The sequence below is a fragment of the Pseudomonas sp. P5_109 genome, assembly GCF_034009455.1.
Taxonomy (GTDB): domain Bacteria; phylum Pseudomonadota; class Gammaproteobacteria; order Pseudomonadales; family Pseudomonadaceae; genus Aquipseudomonas.
The window spans coordinates 2,921,363-2,938,812 of sequence record NZ_CP125380.1 but is presented as its reverse complement, the minus strand read 5'-3'; the positions used below and the strand labels follow the sequence as shown (position 1 = coordinate 2,938,812).

Here is a 17,450-nt window from a genome sequence, read left to right as displayed (position 1 = left end):
TCTGCTACTGGATGGCGTGAGCGTCGAAAAGCTTGCGCAGCACCTGTACCAGTGGGCGCAAAGTCCTGTATTCGAACCGCTGTACCTTGGCACTCCCTGGGCCGAACTCCTCGATATTTCTCCGTGCCTGGTGCAGATAAAAACCCAAGACGATCCAGTCCTGACACAGTTCCTGAGTGCCTCCCGCCAGGAGTGGGGTTATCTGGCATTCAGCGACCACTCATGGGAACACATGGTCGCGCACTTCCGTTGGCTCACCAGCGTATTGCACCCGCAAGGCGAAGAAGTGTTGTTACGCATCGCCGACCCCGCCGTCACCCAGGCCCTGCTCGCGCATGGGCAAAGCCTCAAGGAAACCACCTTGTTCGGCCCTTGCAAGCAACTCGTCACCGCTGATGCTGCACTGGGATTCTGGCACATGAATCTGCGCCCGGGCGATGCACCAAAGACCGATCATAACCAACGCTATCGACTGACCGAAATACAGCTCAGTCTTTTGGATGAGGTGAATTTTCGCAATGTAGTCATGCGCCTCGACCAACACATGCATGAACACTTCCCTAACTATCAGGCTCATGCGACCCCGCAGCAGCGCCGGGAACATCTGCATGCGCTCGCATCGGCCGCCTACGATCGCGGGTTCAACACCGAACTCGATGTAACCCTCTACGCCAATATTCACGGCTTCCTCGGCGTGCAAGCACTGGTCGAGCATCCCGATCTCGATGCACTGCTTGCAACCCCCTCACATCGCACGTCGATCCAACGCATCGAACACCTCGCCAGTGTCGCCAAGGAAAGGGCTGAACTTCTGCAAAGGAACCCTGTATGAGCACCTCGACACCCGCAGGAAAAAACCCTAACCACGTCAATGCAAGCCGCGACGATGCAAAGAACTCCATGGGTACCTGCCCGCTGATGAAGAGCCAGGTTCAATTGGTGCCGTTACGCTATGGATTGGTCGATGGCACGGCGTTGGACCCCTCGAACGAGATCCCTGTCCCGTACACACTCGGTACTCGCCCCCTGGGCATTCGCCTGCTGCGCGATGGCTGGCTCTATGTGATCGACGGTCAAAAGGGAGAACTGTCGGAGTATCGGCTCACCGATGGACTGGTCAGCGCGATGCTCTGGCAAGGGAAGGAAGTCCACACTGATGTTCGGGAACAGCCCATCAGCGAACCTGTTTTGATATTTTCCAAACGCAGTGAACTGCATATCAGCTATTCCGAAATACAGTGGACCGCAAAAAAGTGCCACCAGGTACTCAAGAGCCAATCCGAACGCAAGTTCTTCATGCAGGCGGTCGATCTGGGGCAGGCCAATTGTGAAACGGGAGGCCCCGGTTTATTGACGCCGGCCCAGGCCGAACGCTGGCTGGCCGAGGTCGCCACCGCTCGGGTCCGCAGCGAGCAAACTGCCCGGGATGAGGCGGCGGCAAAAGCACTTCAAGAGGCTGATAATGCTGAACGCCGCAAACGCGGCGAGCCGGAAGAAAAAGCGACGCTCATTCCCACCGTCAATGTCTATGGCACCCCCGAAAATGAACGCATCCCCTATTTGTGGGAAATGCCTGAACGCTTTCGTGAATCATCGATGAGCCCCCTGAGCGGTTGCATCGAGGAAGAGTACCGGCATGACGTCTTGTATTTGGTGGTGGAGGATTCCATTGGCGTCCTTCGCGACCTTGCCAACTACCAGGATCAGGTGGCCGACTGGATCGATACATGGGCCAAGGGTGGATCGCAAGAACGTGCCAACGAGCGTGATTATCTGCTGGCCTGCTATATCGAGTCGCTGACTCAATTGACCCGGGAGGAGATCGACGGGCTGGCCGACGCCAGTGACGACCCTGCCATCAAACGCATGCTCGGCGACCTGGATAACATGCAGGAGCCGGAGCAAGGTACAACACGCCAAACCATTGTCGAATACCTCAACAAAGGCGGCTTGCCCACCCCACCGAAAGGCAGTCCGGTACCGCCAGAACTGGCCAGGTTGCAAAAGGAGGCGCTGGACGACGCCATGCACATGGCCCGCTACCAAGGGTCCGCACCCGACTACACGGCATCGGGTCGAAACATCGAAGACACGGATCGTCGCTATTACACCCGTGAACACTTCAAGGAGGCGCCACAAGACTTCGTCGAGACACATTTCGAGGCCCTGCTCAAGCTCGGTAAAGAGCAAGACCGCCGAATCAAGGACGTTCTTGATGGCGCCAAGATGGGCCAACGCGGTATCAACGATCTGATCGACCGTGACGCGATGGACAGTGCGCTGTTCCAGCACCGCCAATCACTCAAGCGTTGGAACACGCTACTCGACAACATTACCGCGGATCGAACAGCCCTGCTGTGCGCCGGGCGTTTTCATAAAAGTGCCTGGTACTACGACCCCCAGAATGCCGAACAGATTGGCCAATGTTTTGCGACCGAATACGCCTGCCTGAAGGATATTTGTCGAAGCGATGAAGCCTGCGAGGTGATTCTCCAGTACCTGGAGAAAGAACCGCAATTCAGCCGCCCCATGTTTTATACGCTGCCCTACAGTCAACAGACGGCCTTGTGGGTGCAGTATGCGTTCGCGCCGGCGGCGGGCATGACGTTGTTCAACAACCTGTCCGAGTATCTGAAAAGCCTCCAGGATATCGAGAAAAACCGTTTGCCGGCCCTCGACAGGCTCCCGGACGACACCCGTGCGGTGGCCGACGCCGCGCAGCAGACCATGACCCCGGCGCTCAATCGCGGCATTGAAAAAGTGCTGGCCGACTTTGATCAGGTGCTCAAGGGGCAGCCGATGCCTGATCTTGATCAGCTCTTTCGTCGTTTACCCAAGGCGTTGCCGACGCGAATTCTCGATGCGGCAAGGCGCGAGGGCGTGACCTTTACCGTCGCATCGGAGGCCGAGAAGGCTGCGCTTGGACGCACCCTCAAGGATTTGTTCGAAGAAAAAGCCTATCTGCAAACGCTTAATCGCGAGCGCAACAAGGTAAAGCAAACGAGGGGGCACAAGTCACCCCAAGCGCAACAGCTCCAGGTTGAAATAGCCATCGCCCGCCAGCAGCTGACAGGCACCGAAGCGCGGCTGGCGGGGGCACTGAGTCCTATTGGCGACTTGCCTGGCAACAGCGTGCGGTTGTATGGGGCAACGCCCGTAAGGGCGGGCATCACGGTGGTATTTCCTCCGGCGAGCCAGCAGGAAATAGCAGGGTTGATGAAGAACTATCGGAGCGGTGTGAAGGCTGCGCCGAAATTGAATCTGATGGGGGATGGGGCGGCGTTGTTGTTGTTTGTGGTGCAGGCTTTGAATCTGCGGCAAGTGTTCGCTGAGACTTTGGCTACAAGTAAAAACCAACGAACTTGGCGACCTGCTCTGAATTCTTTCGCGGCTACGGGCGCAGCAGGCTTTGCTGCAGCTCAAGGTGTATTCGATACAGCGCTGAGCGCGCGTAGCTTAGTGTTGGCCAAAGGGCTACAGAATCACGCAGTCGCCCATGTACAGGTGCAGATGGGAAAGTTGCACATTGGTCTAGGAGTGATGACTTATGTATTCGGGCTGTTCGCTGCCGGTTCCAGCCTCAACAGTTATCAAGGTAGCTGGGAGCAAGCCGTCCGCAGCGGCAACGATGGGGCTCAGGCCGGCGCGGTCATGTCGATGGTGGGTTCAGGCGGTTTGCTGGCAAGCAATATGTATGGCCTGGGCAATACGGTCTACGCGACGGCTACGGTAATTGCGGCCAAGCAGGGGGCTGCCAGGACCGCGGCATGGGCCGCCTCCGGTGTCCGGCTATCAAGCGTTTTTTTCCGCGCGAACCTGGCCGGCGTTCTGTTTACGGCGTTGGAGTTGGGTGGAAACTATGTTTACAACTACTACAACACCAGTGCTCATGACCAATGGCTACAAAATACACCGTGGGGACAGGACGCGAGTAAACGCAAAGCGTTGAGTCTCACTGAATACCAAAACGCCTTGATCGCGATCGTACAGGCACCTTCTGTGCAGGTCGGTCGTGTTGAACATGACTCCTGGTGGAAAAACCTGCTTCTGCGAGCCAAAGTCGGCGATATCCACTTGTTGTTACCCGGGCTAGATACTGCAGCCTTCCTGGCGCCGCTGGGCGGCAAGCCCAGCCATCAATTGTGGATCGGAGCGTACCGCATCAACAAAATTCGCGTGGATAGAGCGCAGACCAGCGAACGCTGGGAAATGCTTAGCGAACCTGTCGACGCCGGACTACGCCGCGTGGACGACAATCAGATCATTCTCTGTGTCAGCTACCCGGAAGCCCGTGAGCGGATTGTCGGTAAAACGGGCGAGGAACTGATGCTGGTTGTGGCCATTCAAAGCATCCATTCCAGCGGGCTGCCGCAACAGAGAACGCACTACATTCGTCTTGACCCAAGGGGAGACGGCGCCTTCCCATCGATTGATCGAGTCCCTCCCTCGCCTCACGCCCCTCTGCTGCAAGTAGAGCCCCTGATGCTGGAGTTGGCTGCGCATGTCTAAATCCCTTGATCGCCACCCGATTGATCCGCCGGTAATGAAATTACATCGCGCAGGAGACGTCGAACCGTTTCCCTCTGGCTACACGACGTATTTGGCACCGCTACCACTACCTACAGAGGCATCACCATACAGCCCCTACGTGAGCGATCTCAACGACGCGTACCTAGACTTTGGCGGCGGCAAGCCCCAAGTATTGACATGGCAGGTGACATTGGGTGGTCCTTTTACCGCTGCGTTCTTGATGCTCGTCGGTGCTCCGGTTATCAGCGCTCTTATGGCGGCAGGCCTCGGCTACGGTCGGGATGATATGTGGGATGCGATGCAAGGCGTCTTTTTAGCTGGTTTGGAACTTGTAATCTGGATGTCTTTGCTCTGCTTGGGCGTCGGTCTCGGCGTATGTATCTATATTCACAACCAATACACCGAAGTAATCCCCACACGCTTCAACCGCCAACGCCGCGAGGTCTGCTTCATGCCCACGGGCGCGCACGCTCCGATTTTTGTACCCTGGGAATCCCTCTCCGCCTGGGTCGTCCAGGCCCAAGGCGCCACACAGTATGGTGTGACTCGCCAGTACGGCATGGGTATGGGCTTTCACTATCAAGGTGAACTGGTCAGCGTTGAATTCATGTGCGGTGGCATGCAGCTGGCGATTGCCCATTGGGAAGCCGTTCGCGCCTATATGGAATACGAAGTCCACGACCTCAAAAGCATCCAGGACCCCATGGACCTGCAAGGCCCCGACGATCCCCCCCATGAGGGCCTGCACACCTTCCGTAATGCCCGCGCCCGCCTGCACCGCAGGGTGCGTGAAAAGGAAGTCGGTTGGGTTTACGCTTTTTTCTGGTACCTCTACCACGTCATGACTTTTTGGACGCTGCCCAACCGCCTCGTCGAATGGGAAGTGAAGCGCATCGCCAGGGTCGGCCGCAAAAAACTGCCTGAGGCCATGCAGGTATGGTCGGAGTCGATCCCTGCGGATCAGTGGGCGAAGCCAAGCGACGAGTTGATTCGCCTGGGTAAACAGGTCAAAGCGCTCAAGCAACGCAGACCGCTGCGCGCGATCACCGACATTTTTGCCGAGGTTTATCGGGGCGAAAATAATGCTGCGGGTGATCCGAAACGCAAGCCCGCGCGCTCGCGAAAATGACGCAGAGCGCTAAAGTCGGCGACATCCACTTGCTGTTACCCGGGCTGGATACTGCAGCCTTCCTGGCGCCGCTGGGCGGCAAGCCCAGCCATCAATTGTGGATCGGCGCCTACCGCATCAACAAGATTCGCGTCGATAGAGCGCAGACCAGCGAACGCTGGGAAATGCTTAGCGAACCTGTCGACGCCGGACTACGCCGCGTGGACGACAATCAGATCATTCTCTGTGTCAGCTACCCGCAAGCCCGTGAGCGCATTATCGGTAAAACGGGCGAGGAATTGATGCTGGTCGTGGCCATTCGAAGCACCCATGCGAGTGGGCTGCCACAACAGAGCACGCACTACATTCGTCTAGATCCAAGGGAAAGTGGTGCCTTCCCTTCGGTTGCTCAAGTCCCACCCGCCCCTCACGCCCCTCTGCTGCGAGTAGAGCCTCTGATGCTGGAGTTGGCTGCGCATGTCTAAAACCCTTGATAGCCACCCAATTGATCCGCCGGCAATGAAACTGCACCGCGCTGGAGACGTCGAACAGTTTCCCTCTGGCTACACGACGTACATGGCACCATTACCGCTGCCTACCGACGCATCGCCCTACAGCCCTTATGTGAACGATCTCAACGACACCTACCTGGACTTTGGCGGCGGCAAGCCCCAAGTGTTTCCGTGGCAGGTAACATTAGGTATTCCTTTTACCGCTGCGTTCTTGATGCTCGTCGGTGCTCCGATTGTCGGCGCTCTTTTTGGGCTAAGCCTCGGCTACGGTCGGGATGATATTTGGGATGCGATGCAAGGTATCTTTCTAGCTGGTTTGGAACCAACCATTTGGATGTATTTGTGCGTACTGAGCATCGGTCTCGCCGTCTGGCTCTACGTCCACAATAAATACACGGAGGTCATCCCCACCCGCTTCAACCGCCAACGCCGCGAAGTCTGCTTTATGCCCACGGGAGCGGAGGCGCCACTTTTCGTACCTTGGGAATCCCTCTCCGCCTGGGTCGTCCAGGCCCAAGGCACCACACAGTATGGAGTGACTCGCCAGTACGGCATGGGCATGGGCTTTCACCATCAAGGCGAACTGGTCAGCGTTGAGTTCATGTGTGGTGGCATGCAACTGGCGATTGCCCATTGGGAAGCTGTCCGCGCCTACATGGAATACGAAGTCCACGACCTCAAAAGCATCCAGGACCCCATGGACCTGTAAGGCCCCGACGATCCGCCTCATGAAGGCCTGCACACCTTCCGCAATGCCCGCGCCCGCCTGCACCGCAGGGTGCGTGAAAAGGAAGTCGGCTGGATTCACGCCTTTTTCTGGTACCTCTACCACGTCATGACGTTCTGGACGCTGCCCAATCGCCTCGTCGAATGGGAAGTGAAGCGCATCGCCAGGGTCGGCCGCAAAAAACTGCCTGAGGCCATGCAGGCGTGGTCGGAGTCGATCCCTGAGGATCAGTGGGCCAAGCCAAGCGACGAGTTGATTCGCCTGGGTAAACAGGTCAAAGCCCTCAAGCAACGCAGACCGCTGCGCGCGATCACCGACATTTTTGCCGAGGTTTATCGGGGCGAAAATAATGCTGCGGTTGATCCTAAACGCAAGCCCGCGCGCTCGCGTAAATGACTCCGGAATGTGCTTCGCATGCCCACAACCCGCAGCATAGCCATTGCGGCAACGGTTGATCGGGCATTAATTAAAATGGCAGTAACTGTGCCCGACTCCTCAAGACCGGGCACAGGCCTCATCGCACAGTGTGCCTCTAGAACCTCTCCGCAATCCGCCGATACGGATAATCCGGCTCCCGGTAATCACCCGGCGCCTGCCGTTTGGGCAACTTCACTTTTGCCCGCGGTATTTCTTCGTAGGGAATGCTCCCCAGCACATCACTGATGATGTTCAGTCGCGCCCGGCGCTTGTCATTGGAGTTGGCGACCCGCCACGGGGCGAAATCGGTGTCGGTGGCCTCGAACATGTCGTCCCGGGCACGAGAGTAGTCGTACCAGCGGTTATAGGACTTGAGGTCCATGGGCGACAGCTTCCAGATCTTGCGTCCGTCGGTGATACGCTCCTTGAGACGCCGGGTCTGCTCTTCCTGGCTCACCTCAAGCCAGTACTTGATCAGGATGATTCCTGATTCGACCAGTGCCTGCTCGACGCGCGGCACCGAGGTGAGAAAATTGCGCACCTGCTCTTCGCTGCAGAATCCCATGACCCGCTCTACACCGGCGCGGTTGTACCAGCTGCGATCGAAGATCACCACTTCACCGGCCGCCGGCAGGTGCGGCAGATAACGTTGCACATACATCTGGCTTTTTTCCCGATCGGTCGGTGCCGGCAACGCCACCACCCGGAACACCCGTGGACTGACCCGTTCGGTCAGCGCCTTGATGGTTCCGCCCTTGCCGGCGCCATCACGGCCCTCGAAGATGATGCAAACCTTGGCGCCCGAGTGCTGCACCCACTCCTGCAACTTGACCATTTCGACATGCAAGCGCGCCAGTTCCTCGAGATACACCTTGTTCTTGAGCTTGTCGCCTTCAGCCGGTTTGTTTTTCGATGCAGCCTTCTTCTTTGCCATGCCCGTTACCTCCTTCAATGCGTCACACAGCGGTCGGAGTGCGCCCGGCCGCGTTCATTCAGCGTCTGCTGCGCTGGTAATGTTCAACCGCCTGCTCCAGGTTCAGGAACATGCGCGCTTCGCCCAGCGTATGGCCCAGCGGTGCCTTGATGACCATGTCCCATACACTCGGGTTCATGCCTACCAACCACAGTGAAATGCCTTTCTCGCTCATGCGCTGCTCCGCGCTGGTGAGCATTTTCAGGGCGGTGTATTCCAGGTCGAACACACTGCGCAGGTCCAGGACCACGACTTTGGGTGTCGCCCTGTCAATCAACGGCCGGATCTTCTCGGCGATGCGCTCGGCATTGGCGAAGAAGATCCGCCCCTCGGGCCTGAGCAACAACAGCCCGTCAAAGCGCTCGTCGTCTGTGTTGCCAGTGGACTGCGGGCGATAGACGTTGGTGCCGGGCTTGCGTCCCAGGACGTGCACCGGTGGGTCCGAGACCTGATAGGCCAGGGCCAGCAGCGAGACGATGATCGCCACGACGATCCCTTGCAGCGTGCCCAGCAGCATCACGCCGATCATCGCCACCACGGCCCAGGCAAACTCGGTACGACGCACCGACAGGATCTCGCGAAACTCCGCCGGCTCGATCAGGCCCACCGAGTACACAATCACCACGGCAGCGAGCGTGGCGTTGGGCATCAGGCCAATGAGCGGCGCCAGCAGTAGGCAAGTGCCCAATGCCAGTGCCGCGGTGACCAGTGCGGCCAATTGCGAACGCGCGCCGGCCAGGCGGTTCACCGCCGTTTGGGTAGTCCCGCCACCGGCGACCATGGCCCCAAGAAACGCCCCGCCGATGTTGGCAACACCGGTGGCCAGCAGCTCACGATTGGGCTGTGGCGCGGGCTCGTCACTGCGGGCGAACGCGCGCCCCGCCGCGATGGTTTCGGTGAAGCTCATCAGCGCGATACCCATCGCCGAAGGCCACAGGGTTTCGGCCATCGACCATGCCGGCAGGGTCGGTGCTGGCAATCCGATTGGCACCAGGCCAACGGCGGACACACCAAAGCTTTCCAGGCCCAGCAGGCTCATGGCGATGATGCCCAGCGCCACCGCGATCAAGGGTGCGGGCATTCGCGGGGTAAATCGCTTCATGCCGACCAGCAGCAAGACCATGAACACGCCGACCGCCACGGTTGGCAGCGAGGCATGGCCGACACTCTGGACAGTGGCCACCAGGTTGTGCAGGAAGCCACCTTTTTCGATGTGAGTACCCAGCAGCTTGGGCAACTGGTCGAGCACGATGACCACGCCGATGCCGGCCTTGAAACCCACCAGCACCGGCTCGGAAATGAAATTGGCGACGAAGCCCAGGCGCAGCAACCCCGCGACGATCAGGATCGCGCCCACCATCAGCGCCAGCGTGGCGGAACCCGCCAGCAAGGTCGCGGCATCGCCATCGGGGCTGATCTGGCCCAACGCGGAGCCGGCGAGAATGGCCAGGGTGGTTGTGGTGCTGACACTGAGCGGGCGCGAGGAACCGAGCACGGCATAGATCACCATCGGCACCAGCACCGTGTACAGCCCGACCTGCACCGGCAGGCCGGCAATGGTGGCGTACGCCAGCGCCTTGGGAATGACCACAGCCGCCGCTGTCAGCCCGGCGACCACATCGCCGCGCAGCCAGTCCGGCCGATAGCTGTCGAGCCACTCCGGGATCAACAGGCTGCGCACGGTACCCCGCGGTGGAGTGCCTGGAATCCGCTCTTGCGGATCGCTGCCTTGTTGATTCATCAGTCACTCCAGTCGCAAATCGTCCATGCGGATGATGAGTGGGCTCAACTGACCGCACAATCCATTAACTGCACGCGTAACCACGGCAAACCTTCATCGGCATTCAAGCGCGTGTGCCAGCAGGCAATCCGCTCAGGCTCGGCCAGTTACAAATGTAGTCGGTTTGCACGACTACGCCGCCCTATGGCTGGAGAAGGGGACAGACACCCCACCATCACCGCTCAAAAATGGAAAGCCTTATATGGACGACGCCATGAAAGCGATTAATGAGCTATACCCGCTAATTCCCCCCATTGCAGTTCTTCAACTCAGGAGTTTGGCAATGAAGCTCAAAACCTCTCTGGCAGCACTCATGGTTGCGGCAAGCCTTTTCGGCTGCACCACTTCCCCGAACCACGGCGTGAACGTCACGTTGGTCGCCACCCGGCAAAATGCCGGTCAGATCGGCACCGTCACCTTGACCGACTGGGACAAGAAAACCGGGCTCAGTTTCTTCATCAGCGGTGCTCCAACCGGGGTTACCCTGCCCCTGCGGCTTTACTCGTTCATCAATAACGGCAGCTGCGAGCAACCCGGGTCAGTCGCCTACGCGATGAACGACACCGTCAACACCGAACGCCAACCCGTACGCGGCTGGTCGTTCACCAGAACCGCGCCTGTGCCCTTGCAAACCCTGCTTGACGGCAAGTATTCGGTGGTCGTGCGAACGGCGTCGACCGATGGCAACGTCGATATCTTTTGCGGGGATATCAAGGCAACAGAGCCGGTGAAATAGCCGCGGCCATTGTAGGCCAGCCCACGCCCCGGCACCGCTCGTGCCACTCGTTGTGCAGTGCGAGCGGTGGCGTCGGGTGAACGGAAACGGGGGCGGCAACAACCAGTAACAAACCTGTCATTACTCACTGATAACGTCCTAGCGCTTTCCCGAACCGCATCCGTTCGATCTCCGACCGGCAGTTCCCCGTACCGGGCTTTGCCCATCCGCTCAAGGTGACACTTCAGGTGTACTCAAGCACGACGCGCAAGCAAATCATCATCAGATCCAACGACATGAACTGCGACGACTTTGGCGCGCTGTTCTCGAACCTGTTCGGCAACCTTTATCCCGACTCTCCACCGCACCCGAAAAACATCGACATCGGCGGGGTCTACGGCAGGCACGAAGGTGTCAGTTTTCGTCGCATGCACTTTCATGGCGACTTCACGGTGGCGTTTCCCGTCCCCCTTGATGAGATAACCTTCGTCATTCCCACCGCTGGCAAGATCATCTTCAACCACATCACCGAGTCGGTAGGCCTGGCGCAGATCGGCCTGGCCATCGACAAGGCCGAGGTCCGCTCGGCGCGCTTTGTCGACAATCATGCGCAGCACGGGATTTCCATCAGCCGGGCGCTGATCACCGAACGGCTGTCGATGTTGCTGGGCAAGCCGATCCTGCAAAAAGTCTGTTTCGAGCCCGTGGTGGATCTGAGCGTGCCAGCTTTACAGGGCATCAAGGCGCTGGTGGACATGGCCACCGGAACCGAGTTCGACCTGCTGATCAATACGGGCTCGCTGATGCCTTCACGCCTTCGCGAAATGTTGGTCGACGCGGTGCTCGAAACCTGGCCGCACAACTTCACCGAAGCCCTGCGGCGCCCTTCCCCACTGATCGCGCCGCGGCATGTGAAGCTGGCCGTCGAGTACATTCAGGAACACCCCGACCACCTGGCCAGCGGCACCGAACTGGCGCAATTGAGCAACGTCAGCCTGCGCGCATTGCAGGAGGGTTTTCAGCGTTTCATGGGCACTTCGATCGTTGCCTATCAGCGCCAGGTACGCCTGGAGCGCGCCTTTACCGCACTGTCCCAGGGTGTCTCGCCTTCGGTGACAGACGTGGCCCTGCAACACGGCTTCAGCAATGTCGGGCGGTTTTGCCAGTATTTCCAGAGTGCCTACGGTATCAGTCCCGCAGATGTGAGAAAGGGGGTGCGAACGCGGCCAATGGCGACCAATTGAGAAATTGTGGGAGCGAGCCAGTTCGCGATGCTGTAGTTACATTCAACATCTATGTCGACTGACACGGCCTCTTCGCGAGCAAGCCCGCTCCCACAGGGTTTTGCGCTTGCCACATGATCCGGGCACGACACACAACCTGTGGGAGCGGGCTTGCCCGCGAAGGGGCCGGAACTGTCAGGTCACTATCACAGGCCGCCCCCACAGATTGCCTTAACTGTTCGTCAGAACAGATAACTGGCCTTCAGGCCGCCATTGAAGCCGTGGCTGTCACCGCCACCGCTGGCGCCGATTTGCGCACCCACGCTCCATGGACCCAGGTTGCCCATGACATTGACGCCACCGGTGAACTGGTCACGGTTGTCGAAGGCGGCTTGCTGCTCAATGTCCAGGCCCAGCAGGTGCCCTTCGCTGTCGATGTCCTGATCGCCCAACACATGCTCGTAGCCCACCTGCACGCCCGGCACCACTTGCCAGGCGCCCAGGGCGACCGGTGCAAATGTTGCGTTGAGGTTGGCCACCGCGCTCTTGCGGGTCTCGTGGATGCCGTCGACGTCCAGCGCCAGCTCGCTGCCTTTCTCCTGAAAACCCGACAGGTTGACGTGGCTGACCCGCACACCGAGGCTCGGCTCGAGGGTCACGCCGCTCACCGGAACCCGATAACCCAGTGCCAGGGTCGCGCCGGTCAGGTTGCCATGGCTGTCACCCTTGGCCGTACCCAGACCACCGCCAAGTTCGCGCTTGCTCTCGTAATCGAGATAGCCGGCGCTGGCGTTGGCATCCACAAACAGGCCGCGCTCCAGACCGTTCGGGGCAAAGCGTGCGCCAACGTTGAAGAAAGTCAGGTCGGTATCGGCCTCGCCACCTGCGCCACCGACATTGCCGCTGCTGTAGCCGAAACCGGCATGGGCGCTGAGCTGTTCGGAAAAGCGCTGGGTCAGGCCAATCATCATGCCCTGGCTATGCTCGTTGCTGCTGGAAGCCTGGGACGAGCCGTCGGTACCCAGGTACCCCGCCAGGGCGGTGCTCCACAGGCGGTATTGCCCGGCCTTGAGGTCGATGCCGCTGGTGAACGGCGCGGCAGCCTGTTCGATCATCGCGCCCTGGCGCAGCAGATAGCTGGCAGCGTCGGCGTGCACCTGACCGCCGACAGTAGACTCGACGCCGCCGAGGCTGCCCGCATCGATGGCCGACTGCAGGTAGTAGTTGTAGGCGCTGTAGGTGCCCGACAGGCTGCTGTTCTGCAGTTGTTGCAACAACTGTGCGCCGGCCGCGGCGTTGCCGGCCAGGTCCGCCGCGCCAGGCAGGCTGTTGTAGAACACCATCTTGCCGCGCAGCACGTAGAGGGTTTCCTGGGACAGGCCGAGGCCTTCCTTGAGGTAGTTATCCATCGTGCCGTACTGCGCGGTCACCTCGTCGAGGCCGGCCTGCAGGTAACTGGCCTCCACGCCGATCAGCGGTCCATAGATGGTCGCCATGCCCGGTGGCATCGCCGCCAGGGTCGCCTTGATACGCGCGGCCGTGTAGTCGTTGGTGGCCAGGTAGTTACTCATGATGGTGGCATCGTCGACCCCGGCGATGCTTTGCAGCACGGCGGCGGTCCAGCCCGTACGGTCCTTGCCGGCGGTGCAATGGAACAACGCGGCGCCGTCGACCGTGGCCAGCTCATTGAACAGCTGGTTGAATTCGCTGCGCATCCCCGGGTTCCTGACGAAATCGCGGTTGGTGTCCTGCATCATCGCGGTGGCTTCGGCGGCGCTGTGGAACGCGACGTTGGTGACGTTCGCGCCAGAGGTGGAGCCGCCGATGATGTCGATGTTGGTGTAGCTCGCGCCCGTGAGCATCGTGTCAGGCGTGGCGGCGATCTCGACGGGCGTGCGCAGGTCGTAGACCGCCTTGATGCCCAGGCCGTTCAGGGTCGCCAGATCCGCCGTCGACGGGGTCAGCGCGTTGGAGCGATAAAACACCCCGCCACGCAGCGTGCCGTCATTGGCCGTGGTGTATGCCGTTGTAAGGCCGGCAACGTCGCGGAAGTTGTCGATGCTCTTCAGGCGTGGCGTGTTGAGGGAGACAGTCTCGGCAGCCTGGGCGGCGGCGATGGACAGGCTCAAAACAGACAGCGAACAAACAAGTCGTTGGAACACAGTGCAGCCTCATTGGAATAGCGTTGGGCTGACTAATATCTACGCTGAATGGGCGCTGAACATGACAAAAAACCCGCGAACGCAAATCACTGCGCGATGTGTCCGGGTGGCTCGTTTTCTGTCCGTGTAACGCCCGTTGTGCAGCCAGTTTTGGTGCTGCAAATGAACGCAGTGCCGGGTGAGAGCCAGGGGCGAAATGGCGAAACAAGGAAAACGGCCCTTTACAGGTTAATCAAACGCACCGTTGAGAATTTCATAAACCAGCCCGGTGGCCAGCGCAACCAGGATCAGATCCGTGCCGACTTGCTGCCACTCGTAACCGTCATAGTGGGGCAGCCTGCCGACCAGTCGGCCATCCAGCTTTTTGGCAATGCCCGGTGGAAGGGGCTTGCCTCGGGCAAGGTTCTTTTGAATACCTGGTGGCAAGGCAGGCCCGGGGCTCCAGTAGCCCGTATTCACGCCAATGATCTCGAGCACGCTACCGCGATTGATGCTCGGGCCATTGCTCCAGTCGCCGCCGCCGGAATTCTTGTTTTTGTTGCCATGACTCCCCTGGTTGCCATGGCTTGCCTTGCCGTTGCCCTGGCCGTTACCGGGATCAGCCAGCGCAGTCACCGGGCCACTGACCAGGGCCAGGCAGGTGATTGCTGCAATCAACGATCGAGACTTGAACATGAGTCGTTCCTTCGTGGCGGGGATGTTCCCTGAAATTTAGACGCTGTTGACGAAGTTGGTTCCGTCGAGTCAGCAAACGCCAAACCGTCTACGCTCTTCCGATCGAAGCCTTGCAGGCGTTTAGCGAAGGATGGGGCTAGTCGATTGCATTCAACTCACTGCGCCTCCCTGGAGACATCACCATGATCCGCCCCCTGATGATCGCCCTCACCCTGCTCGGCTCAAGCGTTGCGGCGCACGCCGATGTCACGCCGTTCCCGGCGTCTTTTCACACCCAGGACATCGCCGTCGATGGCGTCACGATGCACGTGCGCGTCGGCGGCAAGGGTCCGGCGGTGGTGCTGTTGCACGGCTTTGGCGACACCGGCGACATGTGGGCACCACTGGCGGCCGACCTGGCGCGGGACCACACCGTGGTGGTGCCGGACCTGCGCGGCATGGGCTTGTCGTCGATCCCGCAAAGCGGCTACGACAAGAAGACTCAAGCCGCCGACATCCGTGGCGTGTTGAATACGTTGAAGATCGAACACTCGGTGGTCGTCGGCCACGACATCGGCACCATGGTCGCCTTCGCCTATGCCTCGCGCTACCCGGAACGCACCGACCGCCTGGTGGTGATGGATGCGCCAGTGCCGGGCATCCCGCCGTGGAACGACATCGTGCGCTCACCAATGCTGTGGCACTTCGACTTCGGCGGCGCCGACATGGAACGCCTGGTCGCCGGGCGTGAACGCATTTACCTCGACCGATTCTGGAACGAATTCGCCGGCACCCCGGCCAAGGTCGACGAAGGCACCCGCCAGCACTACGCCAAACTCTACGCCCGCCCCGGCGCCATGCACGCCGCCTTCGCCCAGTTCCGCAGCATTCGCCAGGATGCCGTGGACAACGAGGCATCGATGGCGAAAAAACTGAGCATGCCGGTGCTGGCGGTCGGGGGCGAGAAATCCTTCGGGGCCAATGAAGCCATCGTGATGCGCAATGCCGCGGACAAGGTCACGGAAGTGGTGATTCCGGGAGCTGGGCATTGGCTGATGGAGGAAGCGCCGACGCAGACGATTGCGGCGATTCGTGGGTTTATGACGCAGTGAAGGCGCATCCCTGGCATCCGAAAAACATGTAGGAATTTACCGCCCGTGGCGAGGGAGCTTGCTCCCGCTGGGCTGCGAAGCAGTCCTCATCTATTGCAACTCATTTCCTCAGACACACCGCAGTGCCCGGTTTTACGGCGGCAGAGCCGCCGAACGGGAGCAAGCTCCCTCGCCACAGAGGTAATTTGGCGTCCTACAGGCCGGTTGCAGCCGTCGAAATCGATGCCTAATGTGCGCCCGTCGCTGACTTGAATTGGCGATAGGGTTTCGCAGCCCTGTAGATACGTGTAGTAACCTTGCAGCCCACCAAACCACTGACGGTCGCATCTGCGCCCGCATGTCGTTTTATGGTGGCTGTGTGTGGGAGATCTTCGGGTCTGCCGGGTTCCTCGTATCCTCGGTCTGCGAACCCGCACATAGCTACCACCCCATTCGATTCGCAGCGACCGGGAGTAGCTCTTCTTTCAGATACGAGGAAGTTTTACTTATGGATGCTAACAATCCGCAACGCCGCTTCACCCCCATGAAACAAATCGCCACCAGCTACCCCGTCCTTCTCATCGACAGCGACGCCCCGCTACGCGATCTCCACAACTGCGCCGCCGAACGCCTCAACGCCGTCCTCCAATACCTCAACCTCATGGCCTGCACCAGCCTCCCCGACTACGCCGAAAACGACATCAACACCGTCACGAACATTTCGCGGATTCTGCTTCAGGATGTGCGGGACGTGTTTGGGGTGATCGAGCGGCGGGGGTTTGAGGTGTCCAAGGCGCAGTAAGCGAATTCCAGCCGTAAAAAAACCCGCATTAATGCGGGTTTTTATAGCCTGATCCTGGTGGACTCTGTCTGGAAGAGCCGATTGTTCGGCCTGACAAAGCGCCACCGGGGCAGGCCCTATTAGAAGTTCGCCGGCGTGTTCGCGCTGATGATTTCCGCCTCATCCGCCCCTATATTGCGAAACCGGTGCGGCAAGGTCGTCGGGAAGTAATAGCCATCCCCGGCGTTCAGCACGCTGACCTGGCCATCCACGGTCAACTCCACGGTGCCACGTGTCACCAGCCCGCACTCTTCGCCTTCGGAGTGCACGATCGGCTCTTCGCCGGAACTGGCGCCCGGCGCGTATTGCTCGCGCAGCAGGCGCATCTGCCGGCTTGGTACGGAGGCGCCGATCAGCAGCAGGCGCAGGCCGTGGCGACCGAGGTCGGGCTGTTCGCTGGCGCGGAAGACGTATTGGTGTTCGCGGGGTGGCTGATCGAAGGTGAAGAAGTCGGCCAGGGACATGGGGATGCCCTCCAGCAGTTTCTTCAGGGAGCTGACGGAAGGACTGACCCGATTCTGTTCGATCAGGGAGATGGTTGCATTGGTGACGCCGCTACGCCGGGCCAGCTCGCGCTGGGACAGTTTGTAGCTTTCGCGTACTAATTTGAGTCGTGAGCCCGTGTCCATGACAGCCTTATGTGCGTACCGCGTAAGGGTAATGGGGGTGGAGAGCAGGCGCGGATCACGCCGTTTTCCGGTCCCGGAAACGTGAAAG

15 protein-coding genes are annotated in these 17,450 nt (G+C 59.8%); 10 read left to right on the top strand and 5 right to left on the bottom strand.

The genetic code is table 11. The features are described from left to right. Window positions 1-16 precede the first annotated feature (16 nt). From QMK54_RS13410 to QMK54_RS13385, 6 genes are all read left to right on the top strand, one after another. Entirely contained in the window at window positions 17-832 is an 816-nt protein-coding gene (locus QMK54_RS13410) for a DUF4123 domain-containing protein (protein ID WP_320402699.1), read from the top strand. Continuing rightward, on the top strand, window positions 829-4,509 hold the full coding sequence (locus QMK54_RS13405) for a toxin VasX (protein WP_320402698.1): 3,681 nt from the start codon (window positions 829-831) through the stop codon (window positions 4,507-4,509). Before QMK54_RS13410 ends, QMK54_RS13405 begins: the two co-directional genes overlap by 4 nt. Then, window positions 4,502-5,659 carry a hypothetical protein gene (locus QMK54_RS13400; RefSeq protein WP_320402697.1) on the top strand — a complete coding sequence of 386 codons (1,158 nt, stop codon included), beginning with the start codon at window positions 4,502-4,504 and terminating at the stop codon, window positions 5,657-5,659. Before QMK54_RS13405 ends, QMK54_RS13400 begins: the two co-directional genes overlap by 8 nt. After that, on the top strand, window positions 5,656-6,123 hold the full coding sequence (locus QMK54_RS13395) for a hypothetical protein (RefSeq protein WP_320402696.1): 468 nt from the start codon (window positions 5,656-5,658) through the stop codon (window positions 6,121-6,123). Before QMK54_RS13400 ends, QMK54_RS13395 begins: the two co-directional genes overlap by 4 nt. Next, the gene (locus QMK54_RS13390; protein WP_320402695.1) at window positions 6,116-6,859 is read left to right on the top strand and encodes a hypothetical protein; all 744 of its coding nucleotides are present in this window, start codon (window positions 6,116-6,118) and stop codon (window positions 6,857-6,859) included. The genes QMK54_RS13395 and QMK54_RS13390 overlap by 8 nt, the downstream gene beginning before the upstream one ends. Window positions 6,860-6,928: 69 nt before the next feature. Beyond that, on the top strand, window positions 6,929-7,273 hold the full coding sequence (locus tag QMK54_RS13385) for a hypothetical protein (protein WP_320402694.1): 345 nt from the start codon (window positions 6,929-6,931) through the stop codon (window positions 7,271-7,273). A gap of 136 nt (window positions 7,274-7,409) precedes the next feature. Here QMK54_RS13385 and ppk2 read toward each other — a convergent pair whose 3' ends face one another. Both ppk2 and QMK54_RS13375 read right to left on the bottom strand, forming a co-directional pair. Beyond that, entirely contained in the window at window positions 7,410-8,228 is an 819-nt protein-coding gene (gene ppk2 / locus QMK54_RS13380; RefSeq protein ID WP_320402693.1) for a polyphosphate kinase 2, read from the bottom strand. Window positions 8,229-8,286: 58 nt separating this feature from the next. After that, the gene (locus tag QMK54_RS13375; protein WP_320402692.1) at window positions 8,287-10,008 is read right to left on the bottom strand and encodes a SulP family inorganic anion transporter; all 1,722 of its coding nucleotides are present in this window, start codon (window positions 10,006-10,008) and stop codon (window positions 8,287-8,289) included. A gap of 322 nt (window positions 10,009-10,330) precedes the next feature. Between QMK54_RS13375 and QMK54_RS13370 the strand changes: the two genes are divergently transcribed. After that, complete coding sequence (locus tag QMK54_RS13370) at window positions 10,331-10,783, top strand: hypothetical protein (protein ID WP_110659591.1); 453 nt, start codon at window positions 10,331-10,333, stop codon at window positions 10,781-10,783. Between the two features lie 275 nt (window positions 10,784-11,058). Continuing rightward, on the top strand, window positions 11,059-12,006 hold the full coding sequence (locus tag QMK54_RS13365) for a helix-turn-helix transcriptional regulator (RefSeq protein ID WP_413787370.1): 948 nt from the start codon (window positions 11,059-11,061) through the stop codon (window positions 12,004-12,006). A 221-nt stretch (window positions 12,007-12,227) separates the two neighbouring features. Here the strand turns inward: QMK54_RS13365 and QMK54_RS13360 are convergent, their stop codons facing one another. Both QMK54_RS13360 and QMK54_RS13355 read right to left on the bottom strand, forming a co-directional pair. Further along, window positions 12,228-14,147 carry a tyrosine-protein phosphatase gene (locus QMK54_RS13360; protein WP_223595013.1) on the bottom strand — a complete coding sequence of 640 codons (1,920 nt, stop codon included), beginning with the start codon at window positions 14,145-14,147 and terminating at the stop codon, window positions 12,228-12,230. A gap of 228 nt (window positions 14,148-14,375) precedes the next feature. Then, complete coding sequence (locus QMK54_RS13355) at window positions 14,376-14,822, bottom strand: anti-virulence regulator CigR family protein (protein ID WP_110659595.1); 447 nt, start codon at window positions 14,820-14,822, stop codon at window positions 14,376-14,378. A gap of 182 nt (window positions 14,823-15,004) precedes the next feature. Between QMK54_RS13355 and QMK54_RS13350 the strand changes: the two genes are divergently transcribed. Together QMK54_RS13350 and QMK54_RS13345 are read left to right on the top strand one after the other, a co-directional pair. Then, window positions 15,005-15,913, top strand: coding sequence for an alpha/beta hydrolase (locus QMK54_RS13350; RefSeq protein ID WP_320402691.1), 909 nt, complete (start codon window positions 15,005-15,007; stop codon window positions 15,911-15,913). A 487-nt stretch (window positions 15,914-16,400) separates the two neighbouring features. Continuing rightward, window positions 16,401-16,694 (top strand): fructose-bisphosphate aldolase, encoded by a 294-nt coding sequence (locus QMK54_RS13345; protein WP_223595026.1) that lies wholly within the window; start codon window positions 16,401-16,403, stop codon window positions 16,692-16,694. A gap of 119 nt (window positions 16,695-16,813) precedes the next feature. Here the strand turns inward: QMK54_RS13345 and QMK54_RS13340 are convergent, their stop codons facing one another. After that, window positions 16,814-17,362 (bottom strand): cupin domain-containing protein, encoded by a 549-nt coding sequence (locus QMK54_RS13340; protein WP_007982140.1) that lies wholly within the window; start codon window positions 17,360-17,362, stop codon window positions 16,814-16,816. Between the last annotated feature and the right edge of the window lie 88 nt (window positions 17,363-17,450).

Coding starts and splice junctions, on each gene's coding strand:
- QMK54_RS13405 (WP_320402698.1), top strand. CDS start 829: ATGAGCACCTCGACACCCGCAGGAAAAAACCCTAACCACGTCAATGCA.
- QMK54_RS13400 (WP_320402697.1), top strand. CDS start 4,502: ATGTCTAAATCCCTTGATCGCCACCCGATTGATCCGCCGGTAATGAAA.
- QMK54_RS13395 (WP_320402696.1), top strand. CDS start 5,656: ATGACGCAGAGCGCTAAAGTCGGCGACATCCACTTGCTGTTACCCGGG.
- QMK54_RS13390 (WP_320402695.1), top strand. CDS start 6,116: ATGTCTAAAACCCTTGATAGCCACCCAATTGATCCGCCGGCAATGAAA.
- ppk2 (WP_320402693.1), bottom strand. CDS start 8,228: ATGGCAAAGAAGAAGGCTGCATCGAAAAACAAACCGGCTGAAGGCGAC.
- QMK54_RS13375 (WP_320402692.1), bottom strand. CDS start 10,008: ATGAATCAACAAGGCAGCGATCCGCAAGAGCGGATTCCAGGCACTCCA.
- QMK54_RS13370 (WP_110659591.1), top strand. CDS start 10,331: ATGAAGCTCAAAACCTCTCTGGCAGCACTCATGGTTGCGGCAAGCCTT.
- QMK54_RS13365 (WP_413787370.1), top strand. CDS start 11,059: ATGAACTGCGACGACTTTGGCGCGCTGTTCTCGAACCTGTTCGGCAAC.
- QMK54_RS13355 (WP_110659595.1), bottom strand. CDS start 14,822: ATGTTCAAGTCTCGATCGTTGATTGCAGCAATCACCTGCCTGGCCCTG.
- QMK54_RS13350 (WP_320402691.1), top strand. CDS start 15,005: ATGATCCGCCCCCTGATGATCGCCCTCACCCTGCTCGGCTCAAGCGTT.
- QMK54_RS13345 (WP_223595026.1), top strand. CDS start 16,401: ATGGATGCTAACAATCCGCAACGCCGCTTCACCCCCATGAAACAAATC.
- QMK54_RS13340 (WP_007982140.1), bottom strand. CDS start 17,362: ATGGACACGGGCTCACGACTCAAATTAGTACGCGAAAGCTACAAACTG.